This window comes from Synechococcus sp. PCC 7335, assembly GCF_000155595.1.
Lineage (GTDB): Bacteria > Cyanobacteriota > Cyanobacteriia > Phormidesmidales > Phormidesmidaceae > Phormidesmis.
This window is the reverse complement of sequence record NZ_DS989904.1, coordinates 356544-377167: the sequence shown is the minus strand read 5'-3', so window position 1 is coordinate 377167 and position 20624 is coordinate 356544. Positions and strand designations below refer to the sequence as shown.

Annotated in this window: 16 protein-coding genes; 13 read left to right on the top strand and 3 right to left on the bottom strand. The window is 49.4% G+C overall.

Annotated features, from left to right (window positions below):
• Positions 1 to 291: 291 nt before the first annotated feature.
• Positions 292 to 972 (top strand): response regulator transcription factor, encoded by a 681-nt coding sequence (locus S7335_RS01600; protein WP_006455662.1) that lies wholly within the window; start codon positions 292 to 294, stop codon positions 970 to 972.
• Between the two features lie 140 nt (positions 973 to 1112).
• On the top strand, positions 1113 to 1493 hold the full coding sequence (locus S7335_RS01595) for a response regulator transcription factor (RefSeq protein ID WP_006456245.1): 381 nt from the start codon (positions 1113 to 1115) through the stop codon (positions 1491 to 1493).
• Here the strand turns inward: S7335_RS01595 and S7335_RS01590 are convergent.
• A complete protein-coding gene (locus S7335_RS01590) occupies positions 1456 to 2949 on the bottom strand; it encodes a cell wall metabolism sensor histidine kinase WalK (protein ID WP_006454922.1) in 1494 nt (497 codons plus the stop codon). The genes S7335_RS01595 and S7335_RS01590 overlap by 38 nt on opposite strands.
• A 262-nt stretch (positions 2950 to 3211) precedes the next feature.
• On the opposite strand from S7335_RS01590, the gene S7335_RS01585 reads away from it, so the two are divergent.
• The 9 genes from S7335_RS01585 to S7335_RS01545 all read left to right on the top strand — a co-directional run bounded on the left by S7335_RS01585 (position 3212) and on the right by S7335_RS01545 (position 15300).
• The gene (locus S7335_RS01585) at positions 3212 to 4555 is read left to right on the top strand and encodes a glycosyltransferase family protein (protein WP_006455451.1); all 1344 of its coding nucleotides are present in this window, start codon (positions 3212 to 3214) and stop codon (positions 4553 to 4555) included.
• Between the two features lie 78 nt (positions 4556 to 4633).
• The gene (locus S7335_RS01580; RefSeq protein WP_006454615.1) at positions 4634 to 5854 is read left to right on the top strand and encodes a glycosyltransferase family protein; all 1221 of its coding nucleotides are present in this window, start codon (positions 4634 to 4636) and stop codon (positions 5852 to 5854) included.
• Between the two features lie 68 nt (positions 5855 to 5922).
• Positions 5923 to 7155, top strand: coding sequence for a glycosyltransferase family protein (locus S7335_RS01575; protein WP_006456507.1), 1233 nt, complete (start codon positions 5923 to 5925; stop codon positions 7153 to 7155).
• A 119-nt stretch (positions 7156 to 7274) separates the two neighbouring features.
• Positions 7275 to 8540, top strand: a complete 1266-nt coding sequence (locus S7335_RS01570) for a glycosyltransferase (protein WP_050765757.1) — start codon at positions 7275 to 7277, stop codon at positions 8538 to 8540.
• Complete coding sequence (locus S7335_RS01565) at positions 8540 to 10420, top strand: ABC transporter ATP-binding protein (RefSeq protein WP_006455025.1); 1881 nt, start codon at positions 8540 to 8542, stop codon at positions 10418 to 10420. Before S7335_RS01570 ends, S7335_RS01565 begins: the two co-directional genes overlap by 1 nt.
• On the top strand, positions 10417 to 11616 hold the full coding sequence (locus S7335_RS01560) for a glycosyltransferase family 2 protein (RefSeq protein ID WP_006453763.1): 1200 nt from the start codon (positions 10417 to 10419) through the stop codon (positions 11614 to 11616). Before S7335_RS01565 ends, S7335_RS01560 begins: the two co-directional genes overlap by 4 nt.
• A 120-nt stretch (positions 11617 to 11736) precedes the next feature.
• Positions 11737 to 12699, top strand: a complete 963-nt coding sequence (locus S7335_RS01555) for an aldo/keto reductase (RefSeq protein ID WP_006454146.1) — start codon at positions 11737 to 11739, stop codon at positions 12697 to 12699.
• Between the two features lie 95 nt (positions 12700 to 12794).
• Positions 12795 to 14009: a glycosyltransferase family 2 protein gene (locus S7335_RS01550; protein ID WP_006457553.1), complete on the top strand. Its 1215-nt coding sequence runs from the start codon at positions 12795 to 12797 to the stop codon at positions 14007 to 14009.
• A gap of 40 nt (positions 14010 to 14049) precedes the next feature.
• Entirely contained in the window at positions 14050 to 15300 is a 1251-nt protein-coding gene (locus tag S7335_RS01545; protein WP_006454274.1) for a histidine phosphatase family protein, read from the top strand.
• Positions 15301 to 15346: 46 nt separating this feature from the next.
• Here the strand turns inward: S7335_RS01545 and S7335_RS01540 are convergent, their stop codons facing one another.
• Positions 15347 to 16687 (bottom strand): GTPase family protein, encoded by a 1341-nt coding sequence (locus tag S7335_RS01540; protein ID WP_006456216.1) that lies wholly within the window; start codon positions 16685 to 16687, stop codon positions 15347 to 15349.
• Complete coding sequence (locus S7335_RS01535; RefSeq protein ID WP_038015402.1) at positions 16688 to 17380, bottom strand: hypothetical protein; 693 nt, start codon at positions 17378 to 17380, stop codon at positions 16688 to 16690. It lies immediately after the preceding gene.
• Between the two features lie 897 nt (positions 17381 to 18277).
• Here S7335_RS01535 and S7335_RS01530 point away from each other — a divergent pair.
• Together S7335_RS01530 and S7335_RS01525 are read left to right on the top strand one after the other, a co-directional pair.
• Positions 18278 to 19261, top strand: a complete 984-nt coding sequence (locus tag S7335_RS01530; protein ID WP_006453947.1) for an aldo/keto reductase — start codon at positions 18278 to 18280, stop codon at positions 19259 to 19261.
• Between the two features lie 81 nt (positions 19262 to 19342).
• A complete protein-coding gene (locus S7335_RS01525) occupies positions 19343 to 20563 on the top strand; it encodes a glutathione S-transferase family protein (protein ID WP_006457459.1) in 1221 nt (406 codons plus the stop codon).
• The last annotated feature ends 61 nt before the right edge of the window (positions 20564 to 20624 follow it).

Genomic DNA, 20624 nt, shown 5'->3' with positions numbered 1-20624 from the left:
TTTGTCAGGGCTTATCTATCAGGGATTAGTATATCAGTTCTAAAAGCATTACAAAAAGCATTACAGCCTAGCAGTTTATTTTATCAGATGTGACTGAATACTCGAGATGCTGCGCTCCGGTAGTTTGAGCGGGCTACCTTTTTCTAACTCCACGTTGAAATTTGCTAGATTATTTATAGATTGTCTTTTCTAAGAAGTGAAAATCCATAGTTTTCTTGTTCAAGCAAGGTTCTATGAATGAACCATTAAGAGTATCTTTACAAGCCTTAGAAGAGTCGCTCCTAAAGGTCTATGCACAAGATTCTAATTACAGAAGACGAGCCTCGAATTGCATCCTTTATCAAGAAGGGATTGAATGCTCATGGATTTACAACGGAGGTCGCTATTACTGCTCAACAGGCGATCGCGCAAACGCTAGAGGCTAGCTTCGATCTGCTTATTCTTGACTTAGGGTTGCCTGACAAAGATGGTCTTCAGGTGATTGAAGAGCTGCGCGGTCAGGGCGCAACCTTACCCATCATTATTCTGACTGCCAGAGATGACATCCACGATAAGGTGACCGGACTAGAAGGGGGCGCAGACGACTATGTGACCAAACCCTTTCGCTTTGAGGAGCTGCTAGCTAGGGTGAGAGTCCGCCTGAGGCAGGCTCCTGCGGCAGGAAGCGCTGCTACTGGCAACGATCAGATGCTGTGGGCAAGCAATGTGAGTCTGGATTTGCTCACTAGGCGGGTGCAGGTAAGCGGTGAGATAGTCGATTTGCCCGCCCGGGAGTTTACGCTAGCAGAAACTTTTTTCAGGCATCCAGGTCAGGTATTAAGCCGGGAGCAGCTATTGGATAGGGTGTGGGGGTATGACTACAGCCCAGGATCTAATATCGTTGATGTCTATGTGGGCTATCTACGAAAAAAGCTAGGAGCCGATCTGATTGAAACCGTGCGCGGGATAGGCTATCGATTGCGGCAGTCGTGATGGCGGTTATGTGAGCACGAACGGCGAGCACGGATGCGAGGAATTATAAGAACTTTCTCATGCAAGCGATAGCCCTCACAGAGTAAGGTATGTCCATACTAATCCCAGGCTTGTTTTTCAGATTCGGTTAAACGCTTAAAATGAATCAAATTCTGATTGTTGAAGACGAGGAAAACCTCGCCGCCTTTATTGCCAAAGGCTTTAGAAAGCATGGCTTTGATATCACAGTCGCTGTAGATGGCAATCAGGCGCTAGCAGCATCAGAGGCACAGACCTATGATGCTATTTTGCTGGATTTAAGGCTGCCTGTAAAAGATGGTTGGACGGTGCTGAGGGAATTGCGTAATCGCGGCGTTTTATCGCCCGTAATTGTCATGACTGCTATGAGCGATTTACAGCAGGACGTTTTGGCCGAGCGAGCCAACGACTATCTGCAAAAGCCGTTTCGCTTTAAGGAACTGCTCGCGGCAGTAGAACGCCAGATCACGGCCTCCTCTGCGGCAAATCCAACCAAAAAGTAGTCCCCTGACCGACTTTGCTATGCAGCGTTACCTGGCCGCCGTGTGCTTCGGCCACAGCAGCTGTAATGGCCAGTCCCAATCCAGACCCATCTGAGCGTCGCTGATAATTTTGACCTCTGGCAAACCGAGAAAAGATCCGCTGTTGGTCAGCTGGGCTAATGCCCTCACCCGTATCGCGCACCCAAAACCGAACCTGATCATGGTTTGGATGATCCGCGTCCTTTTTCGAATAACAGCCCAGCTCTATCGTGTCTGTTCCTTGGGTATGCTGAACAGCGTTTTTTAGTAGATTAAGAATTGCGCCAGTGAGCTTCTGGCGATCGCAGACAACATTGCCTTTGCCTTCTACTTTTAGTATCCAGTGACGCTGAGCTAGCGCAGTTGCTTTCGTAAAGATTTCCTCGGCAAAAGCATCTATCTCAACGGTCTCTAACTGTAAGAAGTTAGGTCTTTCAGACTTGGCTAGCAGCAGCATATCGCTCACCAATCGCCCCATTCGATCTAGCTCATCCATCACTAGCTTGATGGTTTCTCGGCACTCTTGGGGATTCTCCTCATCCATCAGCTCCAAGTGACCCTGAATAATTGTGATCGGGGTACGCAGTTCATGTCCTGCGTCGTTTATAAAGTCGCGCTGGCTGTCAAATGCGGCCTGAATTCGATCCATCATGTCATTGAAAGTGTGGGTCAAATCAGTGAGTTCGCCGTTGCCATTAGGCAGCGGAATTCGCCTAGTCAGATTAGATTCACTAATGGAGCGCGCCGTTTGAGCTAGCTCTCGAATAGGTTTCAGTAGGCGACCTGCCCCTATCCAAGCTAGCAAAAGTGAAAGCGCCACTATTGACACGATCATCCAGCTGAAGACATAGACTCCCTCAAGTGTCTCTTGGCGCTCTCCTGCCGCCGCGTGAACCACCACATGTACTGCTAGTTGCCTGCCGTCAACAATCAATGGGTCAGCTTTGTATAAGAGTTTGCCAATCTTAGGATCACCGCTCAATTGGCTATCCATGGTGAAGGCAGTCACTGTTTGCCACTGCTCAAACAGGTCTGAATCTGGACTAAAGGGCGTTAGTAAATAGTCTGGGCTAGAAAAATGACCTACACCCTCTATCAAAACAAGTTGAAAGTTGTCGTCCTCTACGAGGTTATTGTCTAAATATTCAACAACAAAAGATTTTAGGTCCTGAGCGTTTTGTCCATTAGGTCGCTGCCAATCTGCGAAAGCCGCTAAGAAATTTTCTCTTTCTATGGCGAGGTTAGCTCGCACTCGCTGATCCACTTGTTGAAATAGGAGATATCTAAATATAGGAACCGTTAGCCCAGTTAAGATCAGCATCAGGAACGCATAAAGCAACAAGATTCGCGTACGCGTTTCTTTGAAAAATTGCTGCCATAGAGAGTGCCCAATCTTAGCAAAGGCATTTGACGCAAAGGCATTTGACGAATTGTTCATGGCACTCACCAAAAAGACGCCAGGCCATCCACTCTAGCTAACGGTGGCTATCTCATTAACTATCTCATAGAGTTGGTTGGCCTTTCGTGAGAGTTTTCTCATGAACTTTTTCTCATGAATTTCTTCTAACTAAAATTTCATGCCTCCCTTATGGCTGCTTGCAATATTGAACTTAGTCGGCTCGATTGATTCGCTGCGAATTCGCCACAAGCTATCTACAAGATGTCCGAAACGATGGAAAGAAGATGGAGAGAGAATACATATGAACACTACTCGAATAATGGTGTACTCTCATGATGCTTTTGGGCTCGGCAACCTGCGACGGATGCTGGCGATCTGCGAACATCTGCTTAAACACTGGCCAAATCTCTCTATCTTACTGGTGTCCGGTTCGCCAATGATTCACGAGTTTCGCCTACCTCAGGGATTGGACTATATCAAACTGCCCTGTTTGAATCGAGGCGTTTCTGGAGAGCTTTCTGCAAAGTATCTCGGAACTTCTATTGAAGAGACAGTGGCGCTGCGATCGCACCTAATTTACTCAGCCGCTGTTCACTTCAAACCTAATCTGCTACTAGTTGATAAAAAGCCTACTGGTTTAAGGGGTGAACTGGCTAATACTCTGAGCTACTTACAACAAACGGTGCCTGAGAATAAGCGGGTGCTGTTGCTGCGTGATATTTTAGATACCCCCGAAAAGACGATTGACGAATGGTGTAGATGGGGTCACCACCACGCTATTCAAACCCACTACGACCAGGTCTTAGTCGCTGGCGTGCAGAGCGTATTTGACTTAGTTCAAGAATATCGATTGCCCTTACCAATTGCACATAAAGTGCGATATTGCGGCTATATTCGCAAGCAATTAACGGGCCACGAGCAGGTTGATCCTAGAGCGCAGCTAGGCATTAAACCGACTGACTCACTGGTGCTGGTTACGCCGGGTGGCGGAGAAGATGGCTTTAGCCTAGTCCATACCTACCTAGAAGGGCTGAAGCTGATTCAGGCTTTACCCCCACGCCGCCAAACCGCTGATGATGAACCGTCGCTGGACTTGTCTGATGTGACCGGTCCTATTATCCACAGTTTGATATTGAGCGGGCCTGAAATGCCGATCGAACAGCGCTCAAGGCTGGAGGAATTAGCGGCTGGCTGCTCTAGTATCAGTTTCCAGAGCTTCACTACCGATCTGCTGAGCTATTTGCAGGCAGCGGATGCGGTGGTGTCTATGGGTGGGTACAACACACTGACAGAAATTCTGATGCTGGGCAAACGAACGGTGGTGGTTCCACGAATACATCCCTCGCAAGAGCAGCTAATTCGCGCGATTAACTTTGCCAAAAAAGGCTGGATAACAATGGTCCATCCTGAGCAGGTAACTGGGCGATCGCTTATTCAGGCGGTACTCGATCTGCTCTATCAGCCCTTTCTCCCACCCGAGAGGATGGCAACGCGACCAAAGCATAGGTCAGAGAGTTTGGACTTGAACGGACTGCCTCAAATCTCAGGATATCTCAGCGCGCTTCTAGCCTCAGCTCAACAGCCGATTCCCGATCTGATGACTAAATCTGTTCTTGTTCCCCCTTTTATGGGCTGGCTGGCATGACCTGCTATACCCGTCAACAATCTCACTGAGACATTCTGACTAAAACATTCTGACTACAACGATTTAGAGATGACTGCCATGAAAAAACTAATGTTCTACTGTCAGCACATTCTGGGGATGGGACACCTCATTCGCAGTATGGAAATTGTCCGAGGGCTGGGCGCTGACTTTAAAGTATGCTTTGTCAACGGCGGCGAGGTTATCCAAGGGTTTCAGCCACCAGAAGATGTACAGCTAATTAACTTGCCTGCGATTAAGACCGACGCTGAATTTCGCGAGCTACGACCGGTTGATCCGCATCTTAGCCTGGAAAAAGCGCAGGAGTTCCGCCGACAGCGGCTTTTGGCAACGATACGAGATTTTCAGCCGGATGTGCTGATGATTGAGCTTTTTCCTTTTGGCAGGAGACGATTCTCTTTTGAGCTACTGCCGCTAATCGAGGCGGCCAAAGCGCAGGGAACCAAGATCGTTTCTAGCCTGCGGGACATTGTTGTCACTAAATCCGATCAGGCCCGCCACGAGGCGAAGGTTGTGCGCTTAATTAATGAACATTTTGATCAGCTGCTAATCCACGGCGATCCTGCCTTACACCCATTGCAAGAGAGTTTCTCTAGAGTAGCTGATTTGAACTGCGATGTGCGCTATACCGGATATGTGGTGCAACGGCCTGAAAATAATCGGCTCACTGGGGTTGATCGGCTTACCCTGTCTAAGCCTGAACCGATGATTTTGGTGAGCGTTGGCGGTGGCCGCTTCGGTCATGAGTTGCTTGAGTGCGCTGTGGCAGCCGCTGAAATATTAGAGCGTGAGATTCCTCACCATATTCAGATATTTACCGGACCGTTCATGCCTAGCCATAAATTTTGGGCGCTCAAGGCAATGGCACGTGATCGCACCAACCTTCAGATTCACCGCTACACGCCCAACTTGCTAGCTTTCATGGAGAAAGCAGAACTCTCGATCAGTATGTCTGGCTACAACACCACTATGAACATTTTGACAACAGGTGTAAGGGCCATGATGATGCCATTTGTGGGCAATGGCGATCAAGAGCAAACTATGCGCGTTGAGCGACTATCACAGCTAGGAAAAGCGCGGCGGATCTACCCAGAAGATTTAGAACCTGAGCGCTTTTCTGAGGCAGTGATCGCGCATCTTCAGCATTCGCCTAGTCAAATTAAGGTTAATCTCAACGGCGTAGACAATACAGCGCGATTCGTTAATGCGCTCGCGACAGGCACCTTAGCAGATGTCGGATTGGCTGAGCATGAAGACATCCCGCAGATGAGCGCAGCGTAGATTGGCGCTTCGTTCGTTTGTTTGTTCGTTCTTGCATTTGTTTTATTGACTCTTAAAGAAAGAGAAAGATGAAAAAAATTATGATCTACTGCCAGCATTTGGCTGGGATAGGCCATTTAGTGCGCTGTCGAGAGATTATCCGCAGCCTGGTGCCAACGTTTGAGGTTTGCTTTGTCAACGGTGGTCAACTGGTATCGGCGTTTGAGTTGCCAGCTGAGGTGAAGATGGTTTGTTTACCGGGACTTTGGGAAAAGGAGGCAAAGCTGGTACCGCTAGATGAGACGCGATCGCTTGAGGAGGTAAAGACGCAGCGTAAACAGCAACTGCTCGATGTGTTTGACTGGTTTCGGCCAGACTGTCTGATTACAGAGTGTTTTCCTTTTAGCAAGTTGAGAATGAAGTATGAGCTAAAGCCTTTGCTCGAACAGGCTAAGGCTTCACCATGGCCGGTCAAAATAGTCTGTAGCCTCAGAGATTTGATTATGACTCAGCCGCTACCAGCTGATACGAAGGCTAGAAGAGCGGCTAAGGTGTGTCGGTTAATCAATCAGTTTTATGATGCAGTGTTGTTTCACGCTGATGCGAATTTTCAACCGCTAGAAGATTGTTTTTCTCGGGTGCGCGATTTGAACTGCGAGATTATCTATACGGGCTATGTAGCCCAGTCATCACCTACCATAAAAACGCCAACCCTAGACGACATTGCCGGACTCAGTGACTCGTCACCAACGATTGTGGTGAGTGCGGGTGGTGGCAGACATGGGTATCCCCTATTGAGGGCTGCTGTAGATGCCAGCTCACTTTTAGCCAATCGGCTGTCCCACCAAATCTATGCTTTTGCCGGGCCATTTATGCCTGAAGCAGACTTTTTAGATCTGCAACGGGCGGCGGCCGATCGGCCCAACGTTACGCTGCGAAGATACACATCGCGATTGATTGACTACATGGATAAAGCTGACTTGTCAGTGAGTTTGGGTGGTTACAACACGACGATGAATCTGTTGAGAACTGGCGTGCGATCGCTGCTGCTACCTTCTTTGAACCCTAGCCAAACCGACGAACAGCGTATCCGAGCCGAAAAGCTAGCGCGCCTGGGCCTTTTGACTTTGCTCACTCCGTCAGACTTGCAGGCAGAACGCTTTGCCGATGCTGTCGTAACGGCCATACAACAAACGTCCGCTCAAATGCCGGCTCAAACATCTGCTCAAACGTCGGTGATTCCCACCATTGATTTACAGGGCGCGGCTCATACAGCCAGCTATTTGCAGAAGCTGTTGTTACCACAAGAATGTTTTTGCTAAAGCAGTCTGACCCTGCTCTGACTTTGCTCTGGCTCTGTGGCGATACCCACTTCTGGCTTCAACGAATTCACTCCAACAAATCAAAAGCATAAACGAATTACAAACGAGGGAGAAAATTTATGACAAAGAGAGTTTGTATAACCACGCTAGAGTTCCCCCCCGATGTGGGCGGGGTGGGGCAATCGGTCAGTCGGATTGCCAATATGCTAATCGACTTGGGCTATGAGGTTCATGTGGCTGTTTTTCGAGCCGTCTTTCGCGAAGAGCGAGCCTTAGCGGCGGCTGGAGACTATCGCCGCGCTACTTGTCATACCGCTTGCTCTGGCAAGATTACGGTTCATCGTCTAAAGCCAGCCGTTCGCTCTGAGCAGGCTAAGGCCCAGGACTATCTGTGTGATTTGCACGCTCAGCTACAGGCACTGCATGACCAGTATAGATTTGACGTACTGCATGCCTTTTTTATTAATGAAATGGGCTTTTTGACGACGCTGCTCGCTAACGAAAACGGACTGCCTGTAATCAACAGCGTTCGGGGCGCGGATTTGAACAAACATGTGTTCAGCCCGGCTCAATTTTCCCAGGTGAGCTGGACACTGGCCCATTCCGATTGGACCACGTTTGTGAGTCGAGACTTGATGCGCCGAGCTAGGGCGATCGCCCCCTCTATTCGAGATCGCTCTTCTGCTTTTTGGAATGCGATCGCCCCCGTGTCTTTCGACCATCTGCCTGTGCCTGCCTTAGCTGATCAACTCCACGGAACCGTGATTGGATCGGTTGGTAGCTTCAGAGATAAAAAAGGACTCGAATATCTATTTGATGCCTGCTATCAGCTGAGAGAAAGGGCAGATCTCACGCTGTTGCTGGTGGGCGCTTTTGCTGAGAAAGAGCGAGACTATTGGGAGAAAGCGCTGTCGGATAGTGGCTTTGCCGATCGCGTGGTGATTACGGGCAAAATCAGCCGCCAAGAGGCGCTCGCTTATCTGCCGCAGATGGATATTTTTGCTATTCCTTCCCTGCGCGATGGCTGTCCCAATGCTTTGCTAGAGGCCATGCTTGCTGCTAGAGCGATTGTGGGCAGCGGTGTAGATGCCATTGGCGAAATCATCAAAGACGGCACCGACGGTCTGATTGTGCCGCCTAGCCATACTGAAGCTCTGACCAAGGCGCTTTGGCAGTTGGTGAGTCAACCTGACCTACGGCGACAGCTGGGTATGGCTGCTAGGCAAAAAGCGCTGACTCAGCTTGCGCCTGCGGTTGAACAGCAACACTGGAAGACCGTCTATCAACAGGTACTTGAGCCTGAAAAGTCTCTTGAAAGGTCTCCCTTTAAAAAGTCTCTTGAAAGGCCTCCGCTAGAAAAAGTCTCCTTTAACTCCTTAGCATGATGATTAACCGCAAGCGGCCTAAAACTATTCAGCAGGCACTCCCTAGATTACGGCGAATTATGCGGCGATTTTGGCCCCAAATTCGCAAACAAAAGGGCCTTCTCCTGCTTGCCGGACTAGCGCTAGTGGCCAAAGTACTAGCTCGGCTACTTGCGCCCTGGCCACTGAAGCTGATTTTTGACTTTGTGCTGGTGCCGGATGCCCACAGCGCCGAGCTAGACTGGCCGCTGCTAAGAGATCTTAGCCCTAATCTGCTGCTGGCTGTGCTAGCGATCGCAATTATTGCAACAGCGGCGCTGCGGGCAATGTCTGCCTACGCTAGTTTGGTTGGGCTTTCACTAGCTGCAAGCCGCATCATTGCCGAGGTCAGAGCCGATCTATACGCCCATATTCAGCGACTCTCTCTCTCTTTTCACTATCGGTCTAAAAGTGGCGATCTGATCACTCGTCTCACCAGCGATGTAGACACCTTACGCGGCGCCACCGTCAATGCGACGCTGCCGCTAGCTGTAGACACGCTGACGCTGATTAGCATGGTCTGTGTAATGTTCTGGATCGATTGGGAGCTAGCCCTCATTGGCACGATGGTTTTTCCACTTTTTGTCATTTCCAGCTTAAGAATGACGAAGCGGATTAAGACAGTCTCTCGTCAGCAGCGCCGTAGAGAAAGTGCTATGGCCGCCACGGTGGCAGAATCAATCGGCGCGATTAAAGTTGTGCAGGCGCTCTCGCTCGAAAAGCGGCTAGAGAAGATATTTGCAAGTGACAATCGCCAGAGCCTAGAAGATACTGCTCGTACGCAGCAGCTTTCTTCGGGACTACAGCGGACGGCAGAAATTTTGGTGGCGATCGCCACGGCCCTAGTGCTTTGGCGCGGCGCCATCCTCGTTCAGCAAGGCACCGCCACCCCTGGTGATCTGCTGGTCTTTATCACCTACCTAAAGACGGCCTTCAAGCCAACTCGTGACCTAGCGAAAGAAGCTGCAAAAATCTCTAAGGCTACCGCGTCCGGCGAGAGAATTATCGATCTGTTTGAGATGATTCCCGACATTCGCAATCAGCCTGGTGCGATCGCCGCACCGCCATTTCACGGTGATATTGCCTTTCGTAACGTTTATTTTGCCTATGAAGCGAACCGCATGGTGTTGGAGAATGTCAGCTTTGAGGCCAAGGCCGGTCAGCGGATTGCTCTAGTGGGGCCTTCGGGTAGCGGTAAGTCTACGCTGGTGAGTCTGCTGCTGCGGTTGTACGATCCACTGCTAGGGCAGGTCACTATCGATGGCAGAGATATTCGCGAATACGAGCTGGATTCTTTGCGGCAGCAAATCAGCATTGTGCTGCAAGATAGCATTCTGTTTGGCACGACGGTTCGAGAAAATATTGCCTACGGAATTGATTATGGAGTTGGCTACGGATCAGGGGGAGTAAGTGATGCGGAGATTGAAAAAGCTGCCAAGCTAGCCAATGCTCATGACTTTATTTTGCGGCTGCCCGACGGGTACGACACGCTGATGAGCGAGCGAGGCTCGACGCTTTCGGGTGGGCAAAGGCAGCGAATTGCGATCGCCAGGGCTGCTGTTCGCCAAGCCCGAATTGTGATTTTGGATGAGCCCACGGTTGGACTCGACAATAAAAGTGAAAAAGCCGTGAATGAAGCGTTGACCCGTTTGACCACCAGCGCAACAACATTCCTAATCACGCATGACCTTAGAGTCTCGAAAGAATTCGATCAAATCCTTTACGTTGAAAACGGTCAAATTTTAGAGCGCGGCACTCACTCAGCGTTAATGCATCAGGGAGGGCACTACGCCGCCCTTTATCAGATACAAACGGCGATTCCGCCAGAAAAAGCACTGCAAACCAATCCCAAAGTCCTATGAAACATCCTCAAGTCACGATTATTGTCGTTCCTAGAGAACGCTTCCAGTTTACTCAAAAGTCACTAGAGAGCCTATACGAGAATACTCAGCATCCTTTTCATCTGATCTATGTAGACAACAATTCGCCGGATCATGTTCGTGAGTATTTAGAAGACCAGTCACAGCAAAAAGCGTTTGAGTGGGTGCGATCGCCCTATTATCTCTCCCCTAACCAAGCTAGAAATGTTGGCTTACGGCGCGTTAAAACCCCGTTTGTTGTTTTTGTGGACAACGACATCATCTTTGCACCCGGCTGGCTCACGGCCTTGATGCAGTGTGAGCGCGAAACCGGAGCGGCTGTGATTGGTTCGCTAGTGTGTCAGTACGAGCCAATTCATACCATTGTCCACTGCATCGGTGGCGACTATATGGAGCCCACAGAATATGCTAGCTTCTCCCGAGGAGAGCGGGGGCCAAAAAGCACAATCGATCAGGCTGGGCAGTGGACAATTGAGGAGAAGACCTATTTTCAAAACCAGCCTATCGCTGAAGTCAAAGACCAGCTTCAGCGACAAACTGTTGGTTTCATAGAGTTTCATGCCATGCTGGTGCGGACTAGTCTGTTCAATCGCATTGGCCTACTCGACGAAGGATTCTCTTGCACTAAAGAATATCTGGATTTTTGTATGACGGTGACTAGGCTAGGAGAGCCGATCTACCTAGAGCCCACTTCAGTGGTTACATTCTTAACCCATCCGCCTGCGCCCACGATGGAGCTTTCTGATCTGCCCTATTTTATGCTGCGCTGGAGCGACGAGTGGGAGCTAGCAAGCCTCAAACATTTTCAGAAGAAATGGAATCTAGCAGAGAGCCGCTACTTTCAAAAGCGCTATAAAAAGCTAGGTCAACGGCGACGCAAAGAGCTGATCAAACCGCTTGTTTCCCAGTTTTCTTTTCTCAATGAGCCCGCTAAAAAATGGCTAGAAAAGCGGTTGGTTGGCGTTGAAAAGCTGTTTAACCGCTATTTATCCAAACAGTATCGGACCTTTTTACAGCACGTTGATACCGCCTTTCTCAAAGAGTCTCTAGAGACTACCTTTCCTGACAAAACATTTCCTGGCAAAACATTCTCTGGATGCGATCGCGCGCATTCGCTCTCCTCGCGTGCCCTCTCGCCCAATCAGCTACCAGCCAGGGCTAGTAACGCCTCTCCCTAGCAATGCCTCTCCCTAGCGCTGATTGTTCAACCGTTCATCACCTATTGTTCATTACTCATTGTTCATTACTTATTGTTCAACCTACATTGTTCAGCCTGTCATTATTTAGGAGATTTCACGATGCTCTATCGCAACTTGGGCAAAACCGGCATTCGAGCCTCGGCGATTGGCCTTGGTACCTGGAACATTGGCAACCAGTGGGGCCATATTGAAGAAGAGGGGGCGATCGCGACTGTTCGCAGCGCTGTCGAAAAAGGAATCAATCTCATCGACACCGCCGAATCATATGGTATGCCCGCTGGTCTCTCAGAAGAGCGGGTTGGTAAAGCTCTAGAAGGGAGGCGCGATCGAGTGCATATCGTCACAAAGATGGGCCGTTGGGGCAGACGCTCCGGCCAGATGGTGCCGATTACCACCACTGATATGGTGAGACTATGCGCCCACGCCTCGCTCTATCGCCTCAAAACAGACTATATCGACGTTATGCTGTGCCATGAGGGCAAGCTAGCCGATCCGCAGCTAGCTGAGACCTATCTTGAAGGGTTTGAGCTACTGCAACAGCAGGGACTGATTGGAACCTACGGCATCTCTACCGATCGCCTAGACGTGCTGAAGCTGTTCAATGCTAGCGACCGCTGTAGCGTGGTAGAAGTCGACTACTCGCTGCTCAGTCGCAATCCTGATCAAGAATTCTTGCCTTACTGCCAAGCGCACAATATTGCAGTGTTGGTCAGAGGTTCACTGCACAAAGGACTGCTGTCGGGCAAATATTCTGCGGATACCGTCTTTACCGATACGGTGCGCTCTGAGTGGTACAAAGATGATCGCGCCAAGGCAAAGCTCGCTCGTAAGCTGGCTAAAGTTGACAGTCTTAAAGCGGCTGTGCAGCCCGGTGAGGAGATGGTGAAAGCGGCGCTGGGTTTTGTGATTTCTCATCCGATCGCGCCGGTTGCGATCGCAGGTGCCAAGTCGCCTGAACAAGTCTCTATCAATGCTAGTGCTGGCGAAAAACTGATGTCTCCAGCAGAAAGAGACTATCTGATTCGCTGTACAAAAAAAGATAAAAACCTCGCGATCGCCTAACTTTCAGCCACAGCGCCTTGATCGGACCCGCCGCTGCGGTAATCTCACAAAAAGCACCCAACTAGAACAACACAATCCGCTTAGGAGATAGTCCCATGACAGTCACTGACACGACGTTTCCAAAGACTCCGCCGCTCTCTACGCGCTCTGGCTCACTATCTGAATTAGCCCTGCCTGACCAAAAGCCCAAAGTCACACTTGTGATTGGCCCTAGGGAGCGCTTTAGCTATACTCAGGCCTGCTTAGAGAGCATTTATCAAAATACGGACTATCCTTTTGAGCTTGTTTTTGTTGATGTCTGTTCGCCCCGACCAGTCGCACGCTACATTCAACAAAAGGCTAGACAAGAATCTTTTAAGGTGATTCGCACAGAGCGATATCTCTCTCCTAACCAGGCTAGAAACGTAGGATTACGCCAGGTGCTAACCCAGACGGACAGTGACTATGTTGTCTTTGTAGAAAATGACGTTGTTGTCAAAAATGGCTGGCTGACTAAGCTGGTGAGCTGTGCGGAACAAACTGGCGCGGCGGTAGTGGGGCCGCTGACCTGCATTGGCAAACCGCTTCATCAGGTGATTCACAACGCAGGCGGTCGCTCGTATATTCAAACTGATTTCAAACGCGGTCAGCCTAGGCGCAAGATCAAACAGTCTGCCTATCTTACGGGCAGACCCGTGGCCGAAGTCCCGGAAGAGCTGCGCCCGGTTCAGTGCGACTATGTCGAATTTCACTGTATGCTGGCGCGCACTAGCCTATTTGAGACGGCACCGTTTAAGCAGACAGGTGGCTTACTCGATGAAGGCATGTTGGCTACTCGCGAGCATATTGATTTCTGCTTCATGGTCACTGAGGCCGGTGGCAAGATCTATAGCGATCGCACCGCTGTTGTCACCACGGATACGGTCGGCATTGATAACAACAAAGTGGGCTTGATTCAATGGTTTGGCCAGCTAAAGCTACCAGAATTTAAGCTTTATGATCTGCCTTACTTCATGCTGCGCTGGAGTGATGCTTGGGATCTAGCTAGCCTGAATCACCTGCGCCAGAAGTGGGACTTAACAGAAGATAAATACTTCAAGAAACGCTATGCAAAGCTGGGCGCTCGTCGTCGTGAGCTGTTAGTTCTCCCCCTAGTCGATCGGCTTACTTGCGGCAGAGGCAGCGATCGCCTAGAGAATCTATTGGCTGCTATTGAAAGAAAAATTAACCACTATCTCTATGGTCGCTACCTCAAAAAGCATCCTGAAACGCCCCATCCAATTCAATCCGCTGCCGTTCGTCACACGTTGCAAGCTGCTCGGCAGCGCTAGTGCGATCGCCATGAAGAAAATCACCCTGTAAAGCAATGATATGCAACCAATCACCCGCGTTATTCTGGTTCGACATGGACGCAGTACATTCAACGACCAAGGTCGCTATCAGGGTAGCTCCAATCAGTCTGAACTCACTCAGCAGGGGCAAGAAACCGCGCGGTTAGTCGGACAGTATCTGAAGCAATTATCAGTAACCACCCCGATCGATTTGATCTATACCAGTCCCCTGCGCCGAGTTCAACAAACGGCTCATGAGATTGTCAAGGCGATGGCCCCGATTAGCTCCCCACCGGTTGTGGTAAGTGGTGAGCTCAAAGAAATTTCGCTTTCTGTCTGGGAAGGATTGAGCTACAAGTACGTGAAGCAACAGTTTCCTATCCTGTACTGGCAATGGCAACAGCGTCCTGCCCAGTTTGCACTGCCTATGGAATCAGAGAATTCAACCAAGGGGGAACATTCTGTCGCCGCAGAAACGTATTTCCCAGTGCAACAGCTCTACCATGAGGGGCGCAGCTTTTGGACGAAGATACTGCCGCGTCATATGGGCAGTACGCTTTTAGTCGTGAGTCATAGTGGCACCATCCATGCGCTGTTGAGCACCGCGCTAGGGCTACCGCCCGACTGCCACCATAGCTTGCAGCAGTCCAACTGTGGGATTAGCGAGCTAGTATTCTTTGGCACACTGACTTTTGGACCCCCTCATTCTGAAATATCACATTCTGAAATATTACGTTCTGAAATTCCCCAACTGAGTGGGCGCGTACAGATTCACCAGCTTAATCAGACAACTGCACTCAGTGAGCCATTACCCAAACTCAAAGTGAATAAACGAGGACTACGCCTACTGCTTGTGCCTAGCGGGCAACAAGATGATGCGATGGGCGCTCAGCACTTTCAGCGCTTGGCAGAGCGGCTTGAGGATCTGCCGATTGATTTTTGCGTATCAACAGATCAGGAACAACACTGGCTTCGCTCGCTGATACAGCAGCATCCCAATATGCTTCGTTTAGAAGCACAAAAGGCTGATTTCCTAGAAGATTGGCAGCAGCACTTGAGGCGGACTTGTTGGCTAGACGCGCCGTTGGTGACCGGTTTGGTGATCGCGCCCACTCCCAGCATTCAAAAGCTACTCAGACAGGTGCTCACAAGAGGACTAGAGTCTGATTCTACGCCAGCTGATTTCGCAGACACTTTACCCAAAAACTGCCTAGCACTTTGCCTGGGATACCTTAGCGTCGTTCATTATCCCTACGGCCATCGGCCAGTCGTTCAGGCAATCAATATCTAGTCACTATCTAACTAAAGTCGAAGTTCTTCGTTAAGCCTTTTTCTCTTTACTCACTGCCTGTTCTATCCCTGTTCTGCTGAACGTTTCTCTGCATTCCACTCGCTTTGAATCGTACCTTCGCCGACTCAAACGCTTCGGCCATCACCTGCTGAATTCGCTCAGGATCTGGCTTTTTACCGCCCATCAAATCGCCGAAATAGGCGCAAGCCCCTTCGCCCAGCGCCCAAGTATAGGCGGCGGCCCAAGAAGCGGCAACCACGCTGCCAAAACCTGGGATAAATTTAACTAGCTCGCGGCCAATCGCCTGAGCAAAAAAACCGCCCGCGATCGCACTGGCTACCCCCCCTGCTTGCGACTGACTAAGCTTCTGTCCATATAGCTGACCTAATAGCCCTACCATCGAGATCTGTAGCGCTGTTAGCACTGGCATAGTCGCAAGCGGTAAAGGCACGGCGGCCAGCGTCGCCGCTGCTACCGCAAAGGCTGAAATATAGCGCCGTCCTATATCTCGATACAAATTGCCTAGCTGATGGCCTACTTGATCTTGCTCATCAATGAGCTGATAGATTGCCTTTGCCTCTGCTGCCGGTAGCAGCTCTGCTAGGGTATCTCTTAGAGCTGCCTGACCATAGAACACAGGCGTGTAGCCGTCTTCTTCTAGCGTAAAGTCTAGTAGAACGGCTTGATCAAAGCAGCTTGAGAAAGAGGACTGTAGCTCTAAGAAAGCTCTCTGTATCTCTGCATCTGTTGGTGGATAAGGAGGATGATCGTCTTGCTGTAGCGGATAGAGTTCATGCAGACAGGTCACAGCTAGCAAACAAGGCACATTCGGATGATTTTGCTTAAGCTGCTGCGCGATCTGCTTTAACTGGTCTACTGCAAAGTCGTTAATCTTCACTGTTAAGATTAATATCTGGGCACAGTGGATCTGTCTATCTAGCTCATTTGATAGCTCTTCAACGATACTTGTTGTTTTTTGACCAATATCGCCTAGGCCTACCGTATCTGTGAAAATCAGCAGCGGTAGCTCTTCTGAAGGGTAGGCATAGCGCGCTGTGTTCTGCGTGTGTGGTTTAAAGCCCTGGCCCACAATCTCTGCGGACACCCCAGTTAGGCCGCGCACAATTGAACTTTTGCCGGCTTGAGGTTTACCCATCAGCAGCGCTTCTGTTGTCGGTAGCTCAGCTCGCACCTTAGCTAGAATTTCAGCTATCTTCTCGTCGCTTACACTGAAGTTGTTGAGCAGCGCCTGAGTGACCTGGGTCTGAGCATCAGCATAGGCTCTTTGTAGCTGGGCGACGTCCGTAGGTAGCCATCGGCCAAGACGACCACTCGCATCTTGCCAAAGTCCAATAGCTCCTTGTCGTAGCCGATCTGGCCAGCCCATTTATCTTTCCCTATCTATCTTGGACGCCTTTACCTTGACGCTGCCCACTCTTACTCGACTTTGGCCTTCTAAAGATCGCCAGTCAATTGCCTCAGGTCGCTGGTATATTGCCTTTTCTAGCTGAAGAACTTTACCTTGCGTGATTGCTAAGAGTTGTCGTACTCGCCAGTAGTCAATTCCGAATAGTATTAGTCCAAGCACCATTATCCAGCGCCATATGCCTTTTCTAAAAAACAAGCGCCAGATAGCTGAGGATCTTCTCATTCTATCGGAAGGTGCTTCTGATACCTGGTCAGGTTTAGGCAGCTCAACTGGGCTATCTCCGAGGTGGTGTGGGTTGAGGTGTGGGTTTAATTGGCGATGTTCTCTATCGTTTGAACCATATGACGAGACATCTGATAGAGCACAATCGGGTGCTGGCGAAACCTCATTTAGCTCAGAGGCAATGGGTTCAGGTAGCGCTAATCTAAGCGATCGCGTTGCCGTATCTGCCCATCCTTCTGCACCTACCTCAAATCCCTCCGTTGGCCAATCCACCTTTTGTGCGATTTGCACAGCACTCATGTGCCTCAAGCGAACCGCATCTAACATCAGCTGAGGATTATCGATTGCTAGCTGTAGTAGCTCCCGGTGCTCCTGATGCGTCAGCGTGCCTAGCGCATAGCCCACCATCAGCTCGTTCCACCGTTTCATAAACGTCTTACCCTAAGCAAACTTCAGCCTCTACCTGATACCCATGTCACCCCGATTTCACAAGGCTTCATTCCATGTATTCTTTACTTGTCATATACTTTCAGCCCATCTATCACTTTCACTTCTATAGAAATATTGAAAGAAGGCACTATAGCCAGAATTTTACCAATCCTACAAAGGGAAGATAATATCGCTGCCAACTCCTATCTAGAACTAGTACTAGCATAGTTATTCCTAGACTTCTTCTACGTCTTTGTAAGTCTTTGTGAAGTAGATATCCTTTTGAAGAATAAGTCTTTTTGACGCAGATACCTATCATCAAAAAACTGTTGGAATATATCTTGCGTAAGCGCTACATAAGCACATAGACCTAAAACAAACCTTGGTTGTCTCCATACTTACCCGTCTTTATGTTTGTAAGAACTACAACAACTCATTCATCTTCCCAGGAAATTTGTAACACAATTTCATAAAGCACGGGTTGCAACAACATGAGCCCGCTAAATTCACTACATACAATCGTATTAAGCTAGCGATTGCTCATGTCAATATTTTTGGTTATTTTTAAGCATTCATAATCAATATGACCTAAACCTATAACTTAAACAACAAAGAGAAAGCAATCTCTTTCCTTTGCGGTGATAGATCGACCATATCCAGATTGCCCTAACCCTGTAAAGCCCTTTTCCAAGCAGCGTTTAGTCAACTGTTAGCGTAAACCCTATGGATGCTGTGCCCCTTTAAAGGGTCGCCCTTGTCTAGCAAGGTCTTTAAACACAAAGTGCATCTCTAAGGAGCAGGGTATAGAGAGTATAGTATTTAACTCCGTACTGATACCTTTCCCATCTGCTTTCCCCCTTTGTGGGAAGATAAAACAGTCATTCGTTCTCTCTCTCCATGCACTCTCCTGCTACTGCGCTTCCTCCCCTTCCAAAAATGGGCTGTGGCACCTGGGCTTGGGGTAATCGTTTGCTCTGGAACTATCAAGAGAGCATGAATGATCAACTGCAAGCTGTTTTCAATCACTGTGTTAGTCGTGGGGTAACGCTCTTCGATACGGGTGATTCTTACGGCACGGGTAGGCTGAGCGGACAGAGCGAAACCCTGCTTGGTCAGTTCAGTGCTAGCTATAGCGGTCAAAACAAAGAAAAAATTTGCTTGGCCACAAAACTAGCGCCCTACCCCTGGCGACTCAGTAAACGGTCTATGCTGGCAGCGGGTCAGGCTTCTGCGCAGCGACTTGGTCAGCTAGACATCGTACAAATGCACTGGTCAACCGCCAATTATCTTCCCTTTCAAGAAGGTCCTCTGCTAGATGGTCTAGCTGAACTCTGTCAGCGAGGCAGTGCCAAGGGTCTTGGTCTCTCTAACTATGGTCCTAAACGCCTACGCTGGGCACATCAACGCCTAGCAGATCAGGGTGTCAAAGTTTGCACCCTGCAAGTCCAATATTCTCTTTTATCTACCTACCCAATTTCAGAACTAGATCTCAAATCCGTTTGTGACGATCTTGGTATTCAACTGATTGCATACAGCCCACTAGCGCTAGGCCTTCTCACGGGTAAGTACACTCAAAAGGCGGATCTGCCGAAGGGTCTAAGAAGATTTGCGCTTGGGCAGATTCTCCCTGATGTTCAGCCTCTATTAAACTGCCTTAGAGCGATTGCCAAGGCTAACGAAAAGACGATGGCTCAAACTGCTATCAACTGGTGTATCTGTAAAGGGACTATCCCGATTCCTGGTGCGAAGACTGTACAGCAGGCTCAGCAGAATACAGGGGCACTGGGTTGGCACCTGACTACCGCCGAGATCACAGAACTTGATAACGCCTCAGCCGCTTGCAGAAAACAAATGGTACAAAATATCTTTCAAAGTCGGTAATGTATGAACAAGCGGACGACTCTTCAAGACGCGTAGCCCAAGCAGCGCAAATTTCTACGATATTAATCAGCCCCCTACGCCATGCCTTCCCTTTCCTGGACTGAACTCGCTGAACTCACTGACTTTAGCCTCGATCCTATTAACGGCCCTACGAATGCTCAGTCACGGCTTCGTCTATTTGGCCGGTCAGAAGCTGAGGTCCGCGTTACTCTCTACCGCGACAATCATGCTTGGTGCCCTTACTGTCAAAAGGTCTGGCTGTGGCTAGAGGAAAAACGAGTCCCTTACCGTATCGAGAAAGTCACTATGTTTTGCTACGGCCAGAAGGAGGCCTGGTATAAACGAATAGTGCCCTCTGGGATGCTACCGGCTCTATCAATCGATGGCCACATCATTACAGAAAGCGATGATATCCTGATCGCTCTAGAAAAGGAATTTGGTACATTAGGCCCTGGCATGAGAGATGCTCAAGTGCTGCCTTTGCGACAGCTAGAAAGACTGTTGTTCAGAGCGTGGTGTAGCTGGCTTTGTCAACCGTCAGGTTGGTTTGGGCAAGAAAAGAACAACCGAGAGCAGTTTGTCCGTGTGGTGGCTAGCGTAGAAACAGCATTAGCACAAACGCCAGGTCCTTACTTCTTATCGGATTTTAGTACCGCGGATATTGTCTTTACGCCTTATGTAGAGCGGATGAATGCGAGTCTCTACTATTACAAAGGCTATTCTTTGCGAGAGGAAAATCCCAAATTGTCTGATTGGTTTGATGCGATGGAGAGCCGACTAACCTACCGGGGCACCCAAAGCGATTTTCATACCCATGTGCATGACTTACCGCCCCAGATGGGTGGCTGCTATGAAAATAATGATTCAAGAACTAAAATCAATCAGCGTCGGGTGGACCAAGGCCCATGGTATGGTCTGCCCGATGTTACCTACCCAGAACCGGCTACGGCTAAAGCTGAAGCATTAGCTAGGGTTATTAAGCATCGGCAGAACATCATTCGTGCGAACCCCGCCGACGATTCGCTATTTGATGAAGCGCTACGCTGCGCGCTGACACAGATGATGACACAAGATGCTTGTCGACCTCCAGAGGGTAGTGATGCTGCTTTGAGATATCTGCGCGATCGCATCAACGTTCCTCGCGATATGTCTATCTATGCTGCTAAACAGCTACGCACTGCTTTAGAAAGCACCGCTAGCCTAGTCGGAACTCAACAAGGCCCACCCATTTCTAACCGCAACCGATACGACCAAAACCCGATTGCCTTTGCCCCGGCTAGCACTGGTTCAGCGAGATCTTGAGAATCGTCTTAGCTGATATGTTTTCTTTTTGTGAGTACTGTGCGCGGTGAGCATAAGAGGA